The sequence below is a fragment of the Blastococcus sp. SYSU D00922 genome, assembly GCF_054050495.1.
The window spans coordinates 191637-206759 of record NZ_JBJGZL010000006.1; the positions used below are offsets into that span (position 1 = coordinate 191637).

Below are 15123 nucleotides of genomic sequence, written 5' to 3' on the forward strand. Positions count from 1 at the left end.
GAGACTGCCTGGCGTGACAGTTCGTCCCATCCGCGAAGTCGGCGACCCGGTGCTGCGCACCCCCAGCGACGAGGTGAAGGCCTTCGACCGCGACCTCGCCGCGCTCGTGCGCGACCTGCTGGAGACCGTCGACCACCCGGGCCGCGCGGGGCTGGCCGCACCGCAGATCGGCGTCGGGCTGCGCGCGTTCTCCTACAACATCGACGGCGTGATCGGGCACATGGTGAACCCGGTCATCGTGGAGCTCTCCGAGGAGACGCAGGACGGCGACGAGGGCTGCCTGTCGGTGCCCGGCATCTGGGCGCCCACGGTCCGGGCGATGCACGCGGTGGTCGAGGGCTTCGACGTCCACGGCAAGCCGCTGCGGCTGGAGGGCTCGGGGCTCATGGCCCGCTGCCTCCAGCACGAGGTCGACCACCTGGACGGCAAGCTGTTCCTCGACCGGCTCACCGGCGAGGCGCGCAAGACCGCGCTGCGGGCCCTGCGCGACCGCTGAGGTCAGCGCTCGGCCACGCAGGCGGCGCAGGTGCCGAAGACCTCGAGCTGGTGCTGGACGTCGGCGAAACCGTGCTCGGCCGCCACGCGGGCGGCCCACCGCTCCACCGGCGGGTCGGCGACCTCCACGGTCCGTCCGCAGGACCGGCAGACCAGGTGGTGGTGGTGCCCGGTGGAGCAACGTCGGTAGGAGGCCTCGCCGTCGTCGCCGCGCAGGACGTCGACCTGGCCGTCGTCCACCAGCGCCTGCAGCGCCCGGTAGACCGTCGCCAGCCCCACCGAGTCGCCGCGCTGGCGCAGGAGGGCGTGCAGGTCCTGGGCGCTGCGGAACCCGTCGAGGCCGTCGAGCAGCGCCAGCACGGCGCTGCGCTGGCGGCTCGGACGGCGCGTCGTCCCCTCGGCCTGGTCGGGGAGGCTCATCGTGCGCCTCCCGCTCCGTGCTCGTCGTAGTGCACGCCCGAGCTGGTCAGGTGCGGGGCGTGCAGGTGGCCGTCGTGGTCGTAGTCGACGTGGTCGCCGTGGGGGACCGGCTCGTGCCCGCACCCGTCCCCGTGCTCGTGCGGGTGGGCCCCGTGCACCTCGCCGCGCCGGCGGTGCCGGCGGCGGGCGGTGGCCTCGCGCAGCGCGACCGCGGCCGACACCAGCAGGAACAGCGCGATGGCCAGCAGGACGATCGTCCCGCCCGACGGCGTGCCGGTGTAGTACGACGCCGTCGTCCCCGAGACGCTGACCACCAGCCCGATGGCGCAGGCCAGGTAGAGCGCCTGCCGGAAGCTGCGGGCCACCAGCTGGGCCACCGCGCTGGGCACGATCATCAGCGCGCTGATCAGCAGCAGGCCGACGACCCGCATCGAGAGCACGACCGTCGCGGCGACCAGGGCGGCCAGCACGACGTTGAGGGCGAGGACGGGCAGGCCGACCGCGCGGGCGTACTCCTCGTCGTCGCTGACCGCGTAGAGCCGCTGGCCCAGCAGGCCCACGACGGCGAGCACCGCCACGGCGATGACGGCGAAGACGGCGAGGTCGCTCCCGCTGGTCGTGGTGATCGCGCCGAAGAGGTAGGCCTCCAGGTTGGTCGCCTGTCCGCGCGGCGCGAGGCTGAGCAGCACCACGCCGCCGGCGATGCCGCCGTAGAAGAGGACGGCGAGGGCGACGTCGCCGCTGGTGCGACCGCGTGCCCGGACCAGCTCGATGAGCACCGCGCCCAGCACGGCCGCGACCAGCGCGGCGCCCACCGGGGCGGTCGAGGTCAGGACGCCGATGCCGACGCCGGTGAGCGCGACGTGGCCGAGGCCGTCGCCGAGCAGCGACAGCCGGCGCTGCACCAGGAAGATGCCGACGGCGGGCGCGACCAGCCCCACCATCAGCGAGGCGAGCAGCGCGCGCTGCATGAAGCCGTACTCGAGGATCTCCACGTCAGCGCCCCCGGGTCCGTGCCGCCACCGTGGGCTGGTCGAGGCGGTAGCCCCGCGCCGGCTCCTCGCCCGGGCCGCAGTGGGCGTCGTCGTGGCGGTGGCCTCGTTCGGCGCCGGCCAGCGGGCCGTCGTAGGAGATGCGGCCCTGGTCGACGACGACCGCGCGGGTCAGCACGCCGGCCAGCGGACCGCTCTCGTGGGTGACGACGACGAGCGTGGTCCCGGCGGCGGAGACCCGGGCGAGCACCTCGGCGAGCGCGTGCTGGCTGGGGGCGTCGACCCCCGCCGTCGGCTCGTCCATGATCAGCAGCTCCGGCTGGGCGGCCAGCGCCCGCGCGACCAGCACGCGCCGTTGCTGCCCGCCCGAGAGCGACGCGACCGGCTCCTCCATGCGGTCGGCCAGGCCGACGGCGGCCACCGCGTCGCCGACGGCCGCGCGGTCGGCGGCACCGAGGCGGCGGAACAGGCCGAGCCGGGCCAGCCGGCCGACGGAGACGACCTCGCGGACGGTGGCCGGGACGGCGCCGCTGACGGTGTGCCGCTGCGGCACGTAGCCGACGCGGCCCCGCTCGTGGAGCCGGCCGACGGGCGAGCCGAGCAGCTCGACCTCGCCGCCCAGGACCGGGGCGAGCCCGAGCAGCCCGCGCGCCAGGGTGGTCTTCCCCGACCCGTTCGAGCCGAGAACGGCGACCGCCTCGCCGTGGCGCACGGTCAGGTCGACGCCCTGCACGATCGGCACGTCGTCGTAGCCGATGGTCGCGTCGTGGAGCCGGATCGCCGGCCGGTCGGGGGGCGTCATGAGCAGGACTGGCCTTCCTGCAGGGTGGCGAGGTTCGCGCGCATCACCTGGAGATAGTCCTCGCCCTGCGACTCGTCGGTGAGCCCCTCGATCGGGTCGAGGACGGCGGTCCGCACGCCGGCCTCGTCGGCGACGGTCTCGGCGACGGCGGGATCCACGAGGGTCTCGGTGTAGACGGTCGTGACGCCGCGCTCGCGGACCAGCGTCGCGATCTCGGCGAGCTGCGAGGGGTCGGGCTCCTGGGAGGGGCTCAGCCCGCTGATGCCGACCACCTCGAGACCGTAGCGGTCGGCCAGGTAGCCGAAGGCGTCGTGGCCGGTGACCAGGGTGTCGACGGTGCAGCCGGCCAGCCCGGCCTCCATCTCGGCGTCGAGGCCCTCCAGGTCGGCACGGAGGGCGTCCGCGTTCTCCTCGTAGGTGGCGGCGCCGTCCGGGTCCAGCTCGGTGAGGCGCTCGGCCAGGGCGTCGCCGACCGAGGCGAGCCGGGTGGGGTCGAGCCAGAAGTGCGGGTCGATCGTCTCGTCGCCGTGCTCGTGCCCGTCCTCCTCGGCGTGCTCCCCCTCCTCGTGCTCAGCGTGCTCCTCCGGGGCGACCAGGTCGGCCGCCTGGCCGGCGTCCCACGCGTGGTCGCCGCCCTCGGAGTGGGCCGCCTCGTCGAGGGCCGGCTGGAACCCGTCCAGGTAGACCAGCAGATCGGCCTCGCCGACCGCCGCGACGTCCTTCGGCGTGAGCTCGAGGTCGTGGGCCTCGGCGCCGGGCGGGGTCAGGGACGAGACCGAGATCCGCTCGCCGCCGACCCGCGCGGCCGCCCACTCCAGCGGGTAGAAGCCGGCGACCACCGTGAGCCCGTCGCCGCCGCCGGTTCCGCCGTCGTCCGAGCCGCACCCCGCCGCGAGCAGCACGGCGGAGGAGAGCGCGGTCAGGGCGGTCCAGCGGACGGCGGAAGCGTTCATGGGAATCATTCTCACATAGGTCGCCCGACCGGTGGCAGGAGGGCGTCGACGGGGGAGGTCCCGCGTACCCTCGCGGGCGTGTCCGACGTCTCCTCGCTGCCGTTGATCGGTGCCGCCGCGCAGCGCGCGCGCTCGGCGGCCCGGGTGCTGCGCACGCTGCCGACCGACGTGAAGGACGCGGCGCTGACCGCGATGGCCGACGCCCTGGTCGAGCGCACCGACGAGATCCTCGCCGCCAACGGCGAGGACGTCGCGGCCGCGGCGGCCGACGGCACGCCCGAGTCGGTGCTCGACCGCCTGCGCCTGGACGCCGGCCGCGTGGCCGGGGTCGCCGCCGCTCTCCGCGACCTCGTCGCCCTGCCCGACCCCGTCGGCGACGTCGTCCGCGGCTCCCGGCTGCCCAACGGCCTGCAGCTGCGCCAGGTGCGGGTGCCGCTCGGGGTGGTCGGCATCGTCTACGAGGCCCGGCCCAACGTGACCGTCGACGCCGCCGGCCTGTGCCTGAAGAGCGGCAACGCGGCGCTGCTGCGCGGCTCGGCCTCGGCGTTCCGCACCAACACCGCGCTGGTCACGATCCTGACCGAGACGGCGGAGAAGGCCGGCCTGCCCGCGGGATGCGTCGAGCTGCTGCCGGCCGACCGCGCGTCGGTCGGCGAGCTGCTGAACGCGCGCGGCCTGGTCGACGTGGTCATCCCGCGCGGGGGCGCCTCGCTGATCCAGCGCGTCGTCCGTGAGTCGCGGGTGCCGGTGATCGAGACCGGCGAGGGCAACGTCCACGTCTACGTCGACGCGTCCGCCGACCCGGTGATCGCCGAGGCGGTCGTGCTGAACTCCAAGACGCACCGGGTGAGCGTCTGCAACTCGGCCGAGACGCTGCTGGTGCACCGCGACTACCCGCACCTGCCCCGGCTGCTCGCTGCGCTGGCCGGTTCCGGGGTCGCGCTGCACGGCGACGACGCCGCCCGCGCCGCCCACGAGGACGTCGTCCCGGCCGGTGACGAGGACTGGGCGACCGAGTACCTGTCGATGGACATGGCGGTGCGCGTGGTCGACCACCTGCAGGAGGCGCTCGACCACATCGAGCGGTGGAGCACCGGGCACACCGAGGCGATCGTCGCCGACTCCGCCGCCGCGATCGCCGCCTTCACCGCGGGCGTCGACGCCGCCGCCGTCATGGTCAACGCCTCGACCAGGTTCACCGACGGCGGGGAGTTCGGCTTCGGCGCCGAGATCGGCATCTCGACGCAGAAGCTGCACGCGCGCGGGCCGCTGGGCCTGCCCGAGCTCACCTCCACCACCTACGTCGTGACCGGCAACGGCCACATCCGCTGAAAGGCCCGCCCGTGCCCCGTCCGCCGTCGCAGTTCCCGCAGTTCTCCTCGGTCGGGGACGTCGAGAAGCGGCTCGCCGAAGCCGGGTACCTGCCCGACGCCCAGATCTCGACGACGGTCTTCCTGGCCGACCGCCTGGGCAAGCCGCTGCTGGTCGAGGGGCCGGCCGGCACGGGCAAGACCGAGCTGGCCAAGGCGCTGGCGACCGCGACGGGTTCCGAGCTGATCCGGCTGCAGTGCTACGAGGGCCTGGACGAGGCGCGGGCGCTCTACGAGTGGAACTACAAGAAGCAGCTGCTGCGCATCCAGGCGTCGCAGGGCACCGACGGTGCGGACTGGAACACCGTCCACGACGACATCTTCGGCGAGGAGTTCCTGCTCTCCCGCCCGCTGCTGACCGCGATCCGGCGCACCGAGCCGACCGTGCTGCTGATCGACGAGACCGACAAGGCCGACGTCGAGGTCGAGGGGCTGCTGCTGGAGGTGCTGTCGGACTTCCAGGTGACCATCCCCGAGCTCGGCACGGTGACGGCGGCCCGGCGGCCGATGGTGGTGCTCACCTCCAACGCCACCCGCGAGCTGTCCGAGGCGCTCAAGCGCCGCTGCCTCTACCTGGCGCTGGACTACCCGACCGCCGAGCGCGAGCGGGAGATCGTCCTGTCGCGGGTGCCCGACCTGGCCCCGGGCCTGGCCGAGCAGCTCGTGCGGACCGTCCGGGCGATGCGGGCCCTGGAGCTGAAGAAGTCGCCGTCGATCTCCGAGACGCTCGACTGGGCGCAGACCCTGCTCGAGCTGGGGCTGGACACCCTCGACGAGACCGCGGTGCGCTCGACGCTGGGTGTCGTGCTCAAGCACGCCAGCGACCAGGACCGGGCCGCCGCCGAGCTGCGGCTCAACTGATGGCCGCCCCGGCCGCGCGCGTGGAGCCCGGCGGGCTCGCCGGGCACCTCGACGGGTTCGTCCGGGCGGTCCGCGAGGCCGGGATCCCGGTCGGGATCAGCCAGGCCGTGGACGCCGCGGAGATCCTCACCGTCGTCGACCTGCTCGACCGCGAGCAGCTCCGGCACGGCCTGGCCGCGGTGCTGCTCCAGCGGGCGGCGCAGCGACCGACCTACGACGTGCTGTTCGACCTGTGGTGGCCGCTGACCGACCGGCCGCGGCCGGTGGAGGACGACGACGAGCCGGACGGCGACGCCGGCGGCGAGGCGCCCGAGTCCACGCTCGACGTGCCCGGGGACGACGGCGTCGACCTGGCCGCGATGATGCGCGAGCAGTTGCTCCGGCTGCTCCTGGAGGGCGACCCGGAGGCGCTGCGCCGGTTCGCGCGCGAGGCCGTGGAGCTGCTCGGCCGTGGGCAGCCCTCGCCGTCGGGCCAGTCGTACTTCAGCTACCGCGTGCTGCGGGCGCTCTCGCCGGACACGCTCGTGTCGCAGCTGCTGGCCGGCCTGCTGGCCGAGGGCGACCGCGGGGGGTTGGCCGAGCAGGTGGCCCGGCAGACGATCCGCGAGCGGCTGACGGCGCTGCGGGCGGCGATCGAGTCGGAGGTGCGGCGGCGCACCGCGGCCGAGAAGGGGCGGGACAAGGTCGCGAAGAACGCGGTCCGCCCGCTGGCCGACCAGGTGGACTTCCTGCGTGCCCAGTCCGCGGACCTGGCCGAGCTGCGCCGGGCCGTCGCCCCGCTGGCGCGGCGGCTGGCGGTGCGGCTGTCCGCGCGGCGGCGGCTGGGCCGGGAGGGCCGGCTGGACTTCCGCAAGACGGTGCGCGCGTCGCTGGGGACCGGCGGGGTGCCGGTGGTGACCCACCACCGGCCGCGCAAGGTGCACAAGCCGGAGCTGGTCGTCCTGTGCGACGTGAGCGGCTCGGTGGCCGGCTTCAGCCACTTCACGCTGATGCTCACGCAGGCGCTGCGCGAGCACTTCACCGGAGTGCGGGCCTTCGCGTTCGTGGACACGACCGACGAGGTGACCCGCTTCTTCCGCCCCGGCGCGGACGTCGTGGATGCCGTGGCGCGGATCGGCCGCGAGGCCGACGTGGTCGGGTTCGACGGGCACAGCGACTACGGCACGGCGTTCGAGGTGTTCGCCGACCGCTGGGCGTCGGCCGTCGGGCCGAAGACCTCGCTGCTCGTGCTGGGGGACGGCCGCACCAACTACCGCCCGCCGGGCCTGCCCGTGCTGGCCGACCTGGTGCGCCGGTCGCGGTCGGCCCACTGGCTCAACCCCGAGCCGCAGCGGCTGTGGGGGAGCGGCGACTCGGCCGCCAACCGGTACGGCGAGGTCATCGACATGGTCGAGTGCCGCAACGCCGCGCAGCTGGCGGAGTTCGTGACGACCCTCTGAGGTCCGCGCTCGGCGTCCTCGACGACAAGTCGACGTGTGGCTTCGTCGACTCCTCCACTCGGTCCGCAGACCGCTTGTGCCGATGACCACAAGGCGACACGCCGGAGAGCCGTAACCCATCGCCGGGTGCCGCGTTGGTCAGCGCGGCGCCGGGGCAGCTGACCGCGCCGCTGGATCCGTGCGACGACGCACGGCCTGGACTGCGACCGGCTGCACGGGGGAGCCGGTCGTGGCGGTTCCGGCGCCTGCCGTCCGGTGGGCTCCGGAACCGCCGGCCGGGGCCGGTCCGCCGGGGCCGGCTCCGGTGGTCCCGGATACGCTCGTGCGGTGGCAGGCGGCCGGGTCGGGATCATGGGTGGGACGTTCGATCCCATCCACCACGGTCACCTCGTCGCCGCCAGCGAGGTCGCCGGGCTGTTCGGCCTCGACGAGGTCATCTTCGTGCCCACGGGTGAGCCCTGGCAGAAGAGCGACCGCGAGGTCAGCCCGGCGGAGGACCGCTACCTCATGACGGTCATCGCCACCGCGTCCAACCCCCGGTTCTCCGTGAGCCGGGTGGACATCGACCGCGGCGGTCCGACCTACACGATCGACACCCTGACCGACCTGCACCAGCAGCGACCCGATGCCGAGCTGTTCTTCATCACCGGCGCGGACGCCCTGTCCCAGATCGTCAGCTGGCGGGACAACCAGCGGCTCTTCGAGCTGGCGCACTTCATCGGGGTGACCCGCCCCGGCTTCCACCTCGCCGACGCCCACCTGCCCGAGGGCGTGGTCAGCCTCGTCGAGGTGCCCGCGCTCGCGATCAGCTCGACCGACTGCCGCGGCCGGGTCGGGCGCGGCATGCCCGTCTGGTACCTCGTCCCCGACGGGGTCGTGCAGTACATCGAGAAGCGCGGCCTCTACCGCGAGGGCCCCCGGCGGGCTCCCGTCGACGGCGCCCGCCCGCCCGCCATCCACCCCACGAACGACTCCCTCCAGGAGGTACCCCGATGACCGCCTCGGCCGAGGCGCGGGACACCGCGCTGCTCGCCGCTCAGGCGGCTGCGGACAAGCTCGCCACCGACGTGTCGATCGTCGACGTGAGCGACCGGCTCGCCATCACCGACGCCTTCGTGCTGGCCTCGGCGCCCAACGAGCGCCAGGTGCAGTCGATCGTCGACGAGGTGGAGGAGCGGCTCCGCCAGCACGGCATCAAGCCGGTCCGCCGCGAAGGTGTCGCGGAGGCACGCTGGGTGCTGCTCGACTTCGTCGACGTCGTCGTGCACGTGCAGCACGCCGAGGAGCGCGCGTACTACGCCCTCGAGCGCCTCTGGAAGGACTGCCCGACCATCCCGTTCGTCGACAGCGCCTCCCCGGAGGCCGGCAGCGCCGCGGGATCCGACGGCGGTCCGTCGGCCGACGGGGAGCCCACCGGCCGGTGAGCGGGGAAGCCCTGCCCGCCCTCCCGGTCCCGCGGCTGGTCCTCTGGCGGCACGGCCGCACCGAGTGGAACGCCGAAGGTCGCTTCCAGGGCCAGCTCGACCCGCCCCTGGACGCCACCGGCCGCCGGCAGGCCGCCGCGGCCGCCCCCTACGTCGCCGCGGGGTTGCCCCCGCGGGACACCGTCGTGGTGTCCAGCGACCTGGACCGGGCGGCGGAGACAGCGCGGACCCTGGCTGCGCTCCTCGGCGTCGAGGTGCGGCTCGACGAGCGGCTGCGCGAGCACGGCATGGGCTCCTGGGAGGGGCTCACCCGGGCGGAGGTGGCCGAGCGCTTCCCCGAGCAGTACGCCGACTGGACCGCGGGGCGTCAGGTGCTCGGTCGCGGCGGCGAGGAGCCTGCGGCTGTCGGCGAGCGGGCGGTGGCGGCGCTCGCCGACCTGCCTGCCGCGGCCGTCGCCGTCGTCGTGACGCACGGGGGCACCGCGGGACGGCTGATCGAGCGCCTGGTCGGCCTCGGTCCCGAGCACCGCCGGTTCCTCGGACCCCTGGCCAACTGCGCATGGAGCGAGCTGGCCGTCCAGGGCGGACGCTGGCGCCTGCTCCGGCACAACAGCACGGTGCAGCCGCGTCCCGGGGCCCGGCTCGAGGGCGCCGGTCCGGTGGCGCCCGCCGACGCGGTGGCGACGCCCGAGGGAGCCGCCCCTCCGCCGCCGGGCGACGCTGACGCCGTCTGAGGCCACGACGCCGCACCGGTGCACCGCGCGCTCCCGTCGATCTGCCGGAGCCGCGGGCTAGCCTCGCCGGGTGCCCGTCGCCGTCGTCACCGATTCGTCGGCCTACCTCCCCGACGAGCTGACCGAGGGCTACGGCATCCACGTCGTGCCGCTGTACGTGGTCCTCCCCGGGCGCTCCGGGCGCGAGGGCTGGGACATCCGGCCCGACGAGGTGGCCCGCACCCTGTCGGTGCGCGGGCAGGCCGTCTCCACCTCGCGACCGACGCCCGGTGACTTCGTCGCGGCCTATCGCAAGGCGCTCGACGCGGGGGCGGAGCAGCTGGTCTCCGTCCACCTGTCCTCGGAGCTCTCCAGCACGTGGGACGCCGCCCGGCTGGCCGCCTCGCAGGTGGGGGAGCACGTCGTCACCGTCGTCGACTCGCGGTCGGCGGCGATGGGCACCGGGTTCGCCGTCCTCGCGGCCGCCCGGTCCGCCGCGGCCGGCGCCGACGCGGCGACCGTCGCGCGCACCGCGCAGGAGACCGCGGACGCCACGCGCACGTTCTTCGTGGTCGAGACGCTCGAGCACCTGCGCCGGGGCGGGCGGATCGGCAACGCGGCCGCCCTGCTCGGCTCGGCGCTCGCGGTCAAGCCGGTGCTGCACGTCCAGGACGGCCGCGTCGTCTCCCTGGAGAAGGTGCGGACGACAGCCCGGGCGATGAACCGGCTCGTCCAGCGGGCGGTCGAGGCGGCCGGCCAGGGGCCGGTGTCGGTCGCGGTCCACCACCTCGCCGCGGCCGAGAAGGCCGACCGGCTCGCCGCCGAGCTCCGGGACCGCCTGCCGCAGCTGCGGGAGCTGCACGTCAGCGAGCTGGGGGCCGCCATCGGCGCGCACGTCGGGCCGGGAGCGGTCGGCATCGTGGTGGCGCCGTTCTGGCAGGAGCCGGAAGAGGACTGAGCGCAGGAATGCGGACGGCATGCGCGGCAGGGTGTCGCCTCCCCCCGCCAGCGCGCCGGCCGTCGTCCACAACGGCCGCGCCCGTCCACAGATCCTCGCCGAGCTGGGATCCCGGGGCGCCCGGTTCCTAGCGTCGCGCCGTGCGCCTCTCCTCCCGCCGCAGCGACGACGCCGACGTCATCCGTGCACGTCTCAGGCGGCTGCTGGACGAGCGGGACCACCACGGGGGCTGGGTCCCCGACGAGGTGGACGACGACCCCTCCCCAGGCGGGTGGCCGGGCGACGACGACCTCACGACGCCGATCCCCCCGGACACGGACGGGACGGATGCCGGGCTGCCGCCGGGCATCGGCAGGCACCGCGCTCCCGGCCGGGAGGCGCGATGGGACCCGGGCCGGCCCGGCGCCCGCTCCCTCTGGGCCGTCGCTCTGGCGGCGGCCCTGCTGCTGGCCGGGTGGACGTGGTGGGACCGGCCACGGGTGGAGCCCGCCGACGGCGCGCCGGTGACGACCTCCGCCGCACCGTCCACGACGGCGGTGGGCGAGGTCGCGGAGACCACGGCGACCGTCGTCGTCTCCGTCGTCGGCCAGGTCGTCCGGCCGGGGCTGGTCACCCTCCCGACCGGCGCCCGCGTCGCTGACGCGATCGCGGCCGCCGGCGGGCTGCTGCCCGAGGCGGATCCCGCATCGGTCAACCTCGCGGCGGTGGTCGCCGATGGCGAGCAGCTCGCCGTCGGCGCTCCGGCCCCAGCGGGCGGCACGACCTCGGGCGCCGCCGACGGCGGGCTGGTCGACCTCAACGCCGCCGGGGTCGCCGAGCTGGACGCACTGCCCGGCATCGGGCCGGTGCTCGCCCAGCGCATCGTGGACCACCGGGAGTCGCAGGGCCCGTTCCGCAGCGTGGAGGAGCTGGACGACGTGCCCGGCATCGGCCCGGCGATCGCCGCGGAGCTGGCCGAGCTGGTGCAGGTGTGAGCACCGGGCAGTGGCAGCGCTGGCGCTGGCTGGACCTGCGGCTCGTGCCCGTGGCAGCCGCGATCTGGGTCACCACGCTGGCAGCTCCGCTGGTCGCGCCGAGCACGCTGGCCTGGACGTGCGTGGCGGCGTGCCTCCTCGCCGCGCTCGTCGGGCGGAGCCGCGGGACGGCCGCGGGCGTCCTGCTGGCTCTCCTGGCCGGTCTCGCCGTCTCCTCCGCCACGACCGGGGTGCGCGGCGTGGCGCGGGAGGCATCTCCGCTCCGGGCGGCGGCCGAGGCGGAGCGGACCGCGTGGGTGGTGCTCGAGCTCGACGGCGACCCCCACGTGCTGAGGAGCCCTGGCCAGCAACGGGTCGTCGCCGACGCGACCGTGACCCGCCTGGTGGAGCGGGACGTGACCCATCACCTCAACGAGGAGGTGGTCCTCTTCGGACCCGCGGACGACTGGCGCGACCTGCTCCCGGGCCAGGCCGCCCGGGTGCGGGTGGGTTTCTCCTCACCGGAGGAGGGGGACACCGCGGTCGCGGTGCTGTCCGCGCGCGGGCCGCCCGTTCCGGTGGGGGAGCCCGGCCGCCTGCAGCGGACCGCCGGCAGCCTCCGGGAGGGTCTGGCCGCCTCGGCACGCCGGGTGCTCGATCCGCTGCCGGCGGGCCTGCTGCCCGGCCTCGTCGTCGGCGACACCGCGGCGATGGATCCGGTGCTCGAGGACGACTTCCGGCGGGCCGGGCTGTCGCACCTCACCGCCGTGTCGGGGGCGAACGTCGCGATCGTCCTGGCGGGCGTGCTCCGGCCGCTGCGGCGGAGGGCGGTGGACCGGCGCGTGCAGGCGGTGGTCGCCGGTCTGGCGCTCATCGGCTTCGTGGTCCTCGCCCGTCCGAGCCCCAGCGTCCTGCGTGCGGCCGCCATGGGCGCGGTCACGTTGCTGGCGCTGGCCTCCGGGCGGTCCCGTGCGGCGGTGCCGGCGCTCGGCGGGGCGGTGTGCGTGCTGCTCCTCCTCGACCCCGGGCTGGCGCGCGACCCCGGTTTCGCGCTGTCGGTGACCGCCACGGCCGGCATCGTGCTACTGGCGCCCGGGTGGTCCCGGCGGCTGCGCGAGCGCGGCTGCTCGTCTCTCCTCGCCGACGCGGTCGCCGTCAGCGCCGCGGCCGGCGTGGTGACGGCGCCGATCGTCGCCGGGCTGTCGGGGACGGTGAGCCTGGTGTCCCTGCCGGCGAACCTGCTCGCGGCGCCCGCGGTCCCGGCAGCCACCGTGCTCGGGCTGCTCGCCGCCGTCGTCGGTGTGCCGCTGCCGCTCCTCGCGGACGGGCTGGTGTGGCTGGCCGGCTGGCCCACCCGGTGGCTGGTGCTCGTCGCGCAGCGGGCCGCGGCGGTGCCCGACGGGTCCGCGGGGTGGCCGGCCGGGACCACGGGGGCGGTGCTGCTGACCGCGCTCCTGCTGGCGGCCGGGTGGGCGCTGTGGCGCTTCCGGCGGCTGCGGCCGCTGGCCCTCGCGGCGCTCGTCGGACTGCTCGTCGTCGGCTGGCCGGTGCGGCAGGTGGTGCGGGGCTGGCCGCCTCCGGACACGGTGGCCGTCGCCTGCGACGTCGGGCAGGGCGACGCCTTCGTCCTCCCGGTCGGCGACGGCGCCGGGGTCCTCGTCGACGCCGGCCCGGACGTGGGAGCCGTCGACCGCTGCCTCGACCGGCTGGGGATCTCCGCGCTGCCGCTGGTGCTGATCTCCCACCTGGACGCCGACCACGTGGGCGGGTTGGCCGGTGCTCTGGGCGGCCGGGAGGTCGGCGTGGTGGCCACCGGCACGCTGTCGCCCGCGGACGATCGCGCGCAGGCCTTTGAGGCGCTGGTGCGCCAGTCGGGTGGGCAGCGGACCGTGCTGGTGCCCGGGGACCGCACCACGGCCGGGCAGGTCGCCGTGGAGGTGCTGGCGCCGGCACCCGGTCGCGTCACCGCGGCGGCAGAGCCGAACGACCTCTCGCTGGTCGTGCGGACGGAGGTGCGCGGGCTGCGGATCCTGTTCACCGGCGACCTGGGTGCCGAGGCCGAGGCACGGCTCGTGTCCGACGGCACCGATCTGCGTGCCGACGTGCTCAAGGTGCCCCACCACGGCAGCGGCGACGCAGACCCGGGCTTCCTCGCCGCCAGCGGGGCACGTGTCGGGATCATCTCGGTGGGTGCCGACAACACCTACGGCCACCCCACCTCCCGGCTCCTGGACTGGCTCCGCGGGGTAGGGATGCGGGTGCACCGGACCGATCGCGAGGGCGATCTCGCAGTCGTCGGCTCGGGGGAGGGGTGGGGCATCGCCGCCCGCGGGAACGTCGGTTCGCCGTGACACCATGCAGGCGTGCCGGCCCGACCCGTCGAACCCACCTCGCGGCTGCGCGTCGTCATGGGCGAGGAGGAGCTGCTGCGCTCCCGCGCCGTCGGCGCCGTGCGCACCGCCGTCCTCGAGCGTCACCCGGAGACCGAGGTGCACGAGCTCGCGGCCGCGGGCCTGCCGATCGGGCAGCTGGCCGACGTCCTGGCGCCGTCGCTGTTCGGCGGGCACCGGCTCGTCGTCGTCAGCGGGGTGCACGAGGCGGCCGCCGCCCTGGCGGACTCGCTGACCAGCTACGCCAAGGACCCCGATCCCGACCTGACGCTCGTGATCGTCCACTTCGGCGGCAAGCGCAACGAGGCACTGGTCAAGGCGTTCACCGCGGCGGGGGCGGCGCTCGACGAGTGCCCGAAGCTCAAGTCACCCGGGGACCTGGCGGCCTTCGCCCGCAACGAGGTCCGCCAGTACGGCGGCCGCATCACCGCCGACGCCGTCACCGCCCTCGTCGACGCCATCGGCAACGACCTGCGCCAGCTCTCGGCCGCGGCCAGCCAGCTGGTGTCCGACTTCGGCGGCAGCGTCGACGCCGACGCCGTCGCCCGCTTCCACCGCGGCCAGGCGGAGGTCTCCGGCTTCACCGTGGCCGAGCGGGTGCTGGTCGGTGACCGGGCCGGGTCGATCGAGATGCTCCGCTGGGCCCTGGAGCGGGGCGTGCCGCACGTCCTCATCGCCGACGCCATCGCCGACGGCGTGCGCACCGCGGCCCGCGTCGCCTCGCTCAGCTCGACCAACCCCGGCGAGCTGGCCCGCACGCTGAAGATGCCTCCTTGGAAGATCAAGAAGGCGCAGGCGCAGTCCCGCGGCTGGAGCATCGACGGTCTCCAGCAGGCGATCCGGGTCGCGGCGGAGCTCAACGCCGACGTCAAGGGCGCCGCGGCCAGCGCCGACTACGCGCTCGAGCGCGCGGTCCGGCGGATCGTCATGATCCGGGCCGAGACGGGTCGGGGACGGGTCGGTGCCGGCCGCTGAGGCCGACACCAACGCGGAAGAGCCCCCGGACGCGAAAGAGCCCCCGTCCCTATCGGGAGGGGGGCTCGTTCGACGACCGCGTCACCAGGACGCGGCGCCGGATCAGAGACCGGCGGTGAGCTTCGCCAGACCCGACTTGCGGTTGGCGGCCTGGTTCTTGTGGATGACGCCCTTGCTGGCGGCCTTGTCGAGCGCCTTGCTGGCGGTGGCCAGGGCGGTGGCCGCGGCGGCGGCGTCGCCGGACTCGGCAGCGGTGCGGACGCGCCGGACGGCGGTCTTCAGGGCGGACTTCACGGCAACGTTGCGCTGGCGCGCCTTCTCGTTGGTGATGTTCCGCTTCTTCTGGGACTTGATGTTCGCCACGCGTGAGCCTCGAAA

At 75.3% G+C, this 15123-nt stretch carries 16 protein-coding genes; 11 read left to right on the forward strand and 5 right to left on the reverse strand.

The window, feature by feature from the left end; genetic code table 11:
* The first annotated feature begins 13 nt into the window (after positions 1–13).
* Positions 14–496, forward strand: a complete 483-nt coding sequence (gene def / locus ACI78T_RS11230) for a peptide deformylase (RefSeq protein WP_456558174.1) — start codon at positions 14–16, stop codon at positions 494–496.
* 2 nt (positions 497–498) lie between these two features.
* On the opposite strand, the gene ACI78T_RS11235 is transcribed toward def, so the two are convergent.
* From ACI78T_RS11235 to ACI78T_RS11250, 4 genes are read right to left on the reverse strand one after another with little or no spacing between them, the layout of a single operon-like run.
* The gene (locus tag ACI78T_RS11235; protein WP_456558175.1) at positions 499–915 is read right to left on the reverse strand and encodes a Fur family transcriptional regulator; all 417 of its coding nucleotides are present in this window, start codon (positions 913–915) and stop codon (positions 499–501) included.
* Positions 912–1910, reverse strand: a complete 999-nt coding sequence (locus ACI78T_RS11240; protein ID WP_456558176.1) for an iron chelate uptake ABC transporter family permease subunit — start codon at positions 1908–1910, stop codon at positions 912–914. The genes ACI78T_RS11235 and ACI78T_RS11240 overlap by 4 nt, the downstream gene beginning before the upstream one ends.
* A gap of 1 nt (position 1911) precedes the next feature.
* A complete protein-coding gene (locus ACI78T_RS11245) occupies positions 1912–2709 on the reverse strand; it encodes a metal ABC transporter ATP-binding protein (RefSeq protein WP_456558177.1) in 798 nt (265 codons plus the stop codon).
* A complete protein-coding gene (locus ACI78T_RS11250; RefSeq protein ID WP_456558178.1) occupies positions 2706–3662 on the reverse strand; it encodes a metal ABC transporter substrate-binding protein in 957 nt (318 codons plus the stop codon). Before ACI78T_RS11250 ends, ACI78T_RS11245 begins: the two co-directional genes overlap by 4 nt.
* A 78-nt stretch (positions 3663–3740) precedes the next feature.
* On the opposite strand from ACI78T_RS11250, the gene ACI78T_RS11255 reads away from it, so the two are divergent.
* The 10 genes from ACI78T_RS11255 (at position 3741) to holA (ending at position 14745) form a co-directional block, all read left to right on the forward strand.
* The gene (locus tag ACI78T_RS11255; RefSeq protein ID WP_456558179.1) at positions 3741–4994 is read left to right on the forward strand and encodes a glutamate-5-semialdehyde dehydrogenase; all 1254 of its coding nucleotides are present in this window, start codon (positions 3741–3743) and stop codon (positions 4992–4994) included.
* Positions 4995–5005: 11 nt separating this feature from the next.
* Positions 5006–5893, forward strand: a complete 888-nt coding sequence (locus ACI78T_RS11260) for an AAA family ATPase (RefSeq protein WP_456558180.1) — start codon at positions 5006–5008, stop codon at positions 5891–5893.
* Complete coding sequence (locus ACI78T_RS11265) at positions 5893–7332, forward strand: vWA domain-containing protein (protein WP_456558181.1); 1440 nt, start codon at positions 5893–5895, stop codon at positions 7330–7332. Before ACI78T_RS11260 ends, ACI78T_RS11265 begins: the two co-directional genes overlap by 1 nt.
* Before the next feature lie 327 nt (positions 7333–7659).
* Complete coding sequence (gene nadD / locus ACI78T_RS11270) at positions 7660–8328, forward strand: nicotinate-nucleotide adenylyltransferase (RefSeq protein WP_456558182.1); 669 nt, start codon at positions 7660–7662, stop codon at positions 8326–8328.
* A complete protein-coding gene (rsfS, locus tag ACI78T_RS11275) occupies positions 8325–8756 on the forward strand; it encodes a ribosome silencing factor (RefSeq protein WP_456558183.1) in 432 nt (143 codons plus the stop codon). The genes nadD and rsfS overlap by 4 nt, the downstream gene beginning before the upstream one ends.
* On the forward strand, positions 8753–9490 hold the full coding sequence (locus ACI78T_RS11280; RefSeq protein WP_456558184.1) for a histidine phosphatase family protein: 738 nt from the start codon (positions 8753–8755) through the stop codon (positions 9488–9490). Before rsfS ends, ACI78T_RS11280 begins: the two co-directional genes overlap by 4 nt.
* A gap of 70 nt (positions 9491–9560) precedes the next feature.
* Complete coding sequence (locus tag ACI78T_RS11285; protein WP_456558185.1) at positions 9561–10427, forward strand: DegV family protein; 867 nt, start codon at positions 9561–9563, stop codon at positions 10425–10427.
* Positions 10428–10567: 140 nt separating this feature from the next.
* Positions 10568–11401 carry a ComEA family DNA-binding protein gene (locus ACI78T_RS11290; protein WP_456558186.1) on the forward strand — a complete coding sequence of 278 codons (834 nt, stop codon included), beginning with the start codon at positions 10568–10570 and terminating at the stop codon, positions 11399–11401.
* Positions 11398–13731: a ComEC/Rec2 family competence protein gene (locus ACI78T_RS11295; RefSeq protein WP_456558187.1), complete on the forward strand. Its 2334-nt coding sequence runs from the start codon at positions 11398–11400 to the stop codon at positions 13729–13731. Before ACI78T_RS11290 ends, ACI78T_RS11295 begins: the two co-directional genes overlap by 4 nt.
* A 12-nt stretch (positions 13732–13743) precedes the next feature.
* Positions 13744–14745, forward strand: a complete 1002-nt coding sequence (gene holA / locus ACI78T_RS11300; RefSeq protein WP_456558188.1) for a DNA polymerase III subunit delta — start codon at positions 13744–13746, stop codon at positions 14743–14745.
* 102 nt (positions 14746–14847) lie between these two features.
* Here holA and rpsT read toward each other — a convergent pair whose 3' ends face one another.
* Positions 14848–15108, reverse strand: a complete 261-nt coding sequence (gene rpsT, locus ACI78T_RS11305; protein WP_456558189.1) for a 30S ribosomal protein S20 — start codon at positions 15106–15108, stop codon at positions 14848–14850.
* Positions 15109–15123 lie beyond the last annotated feature (15 nt).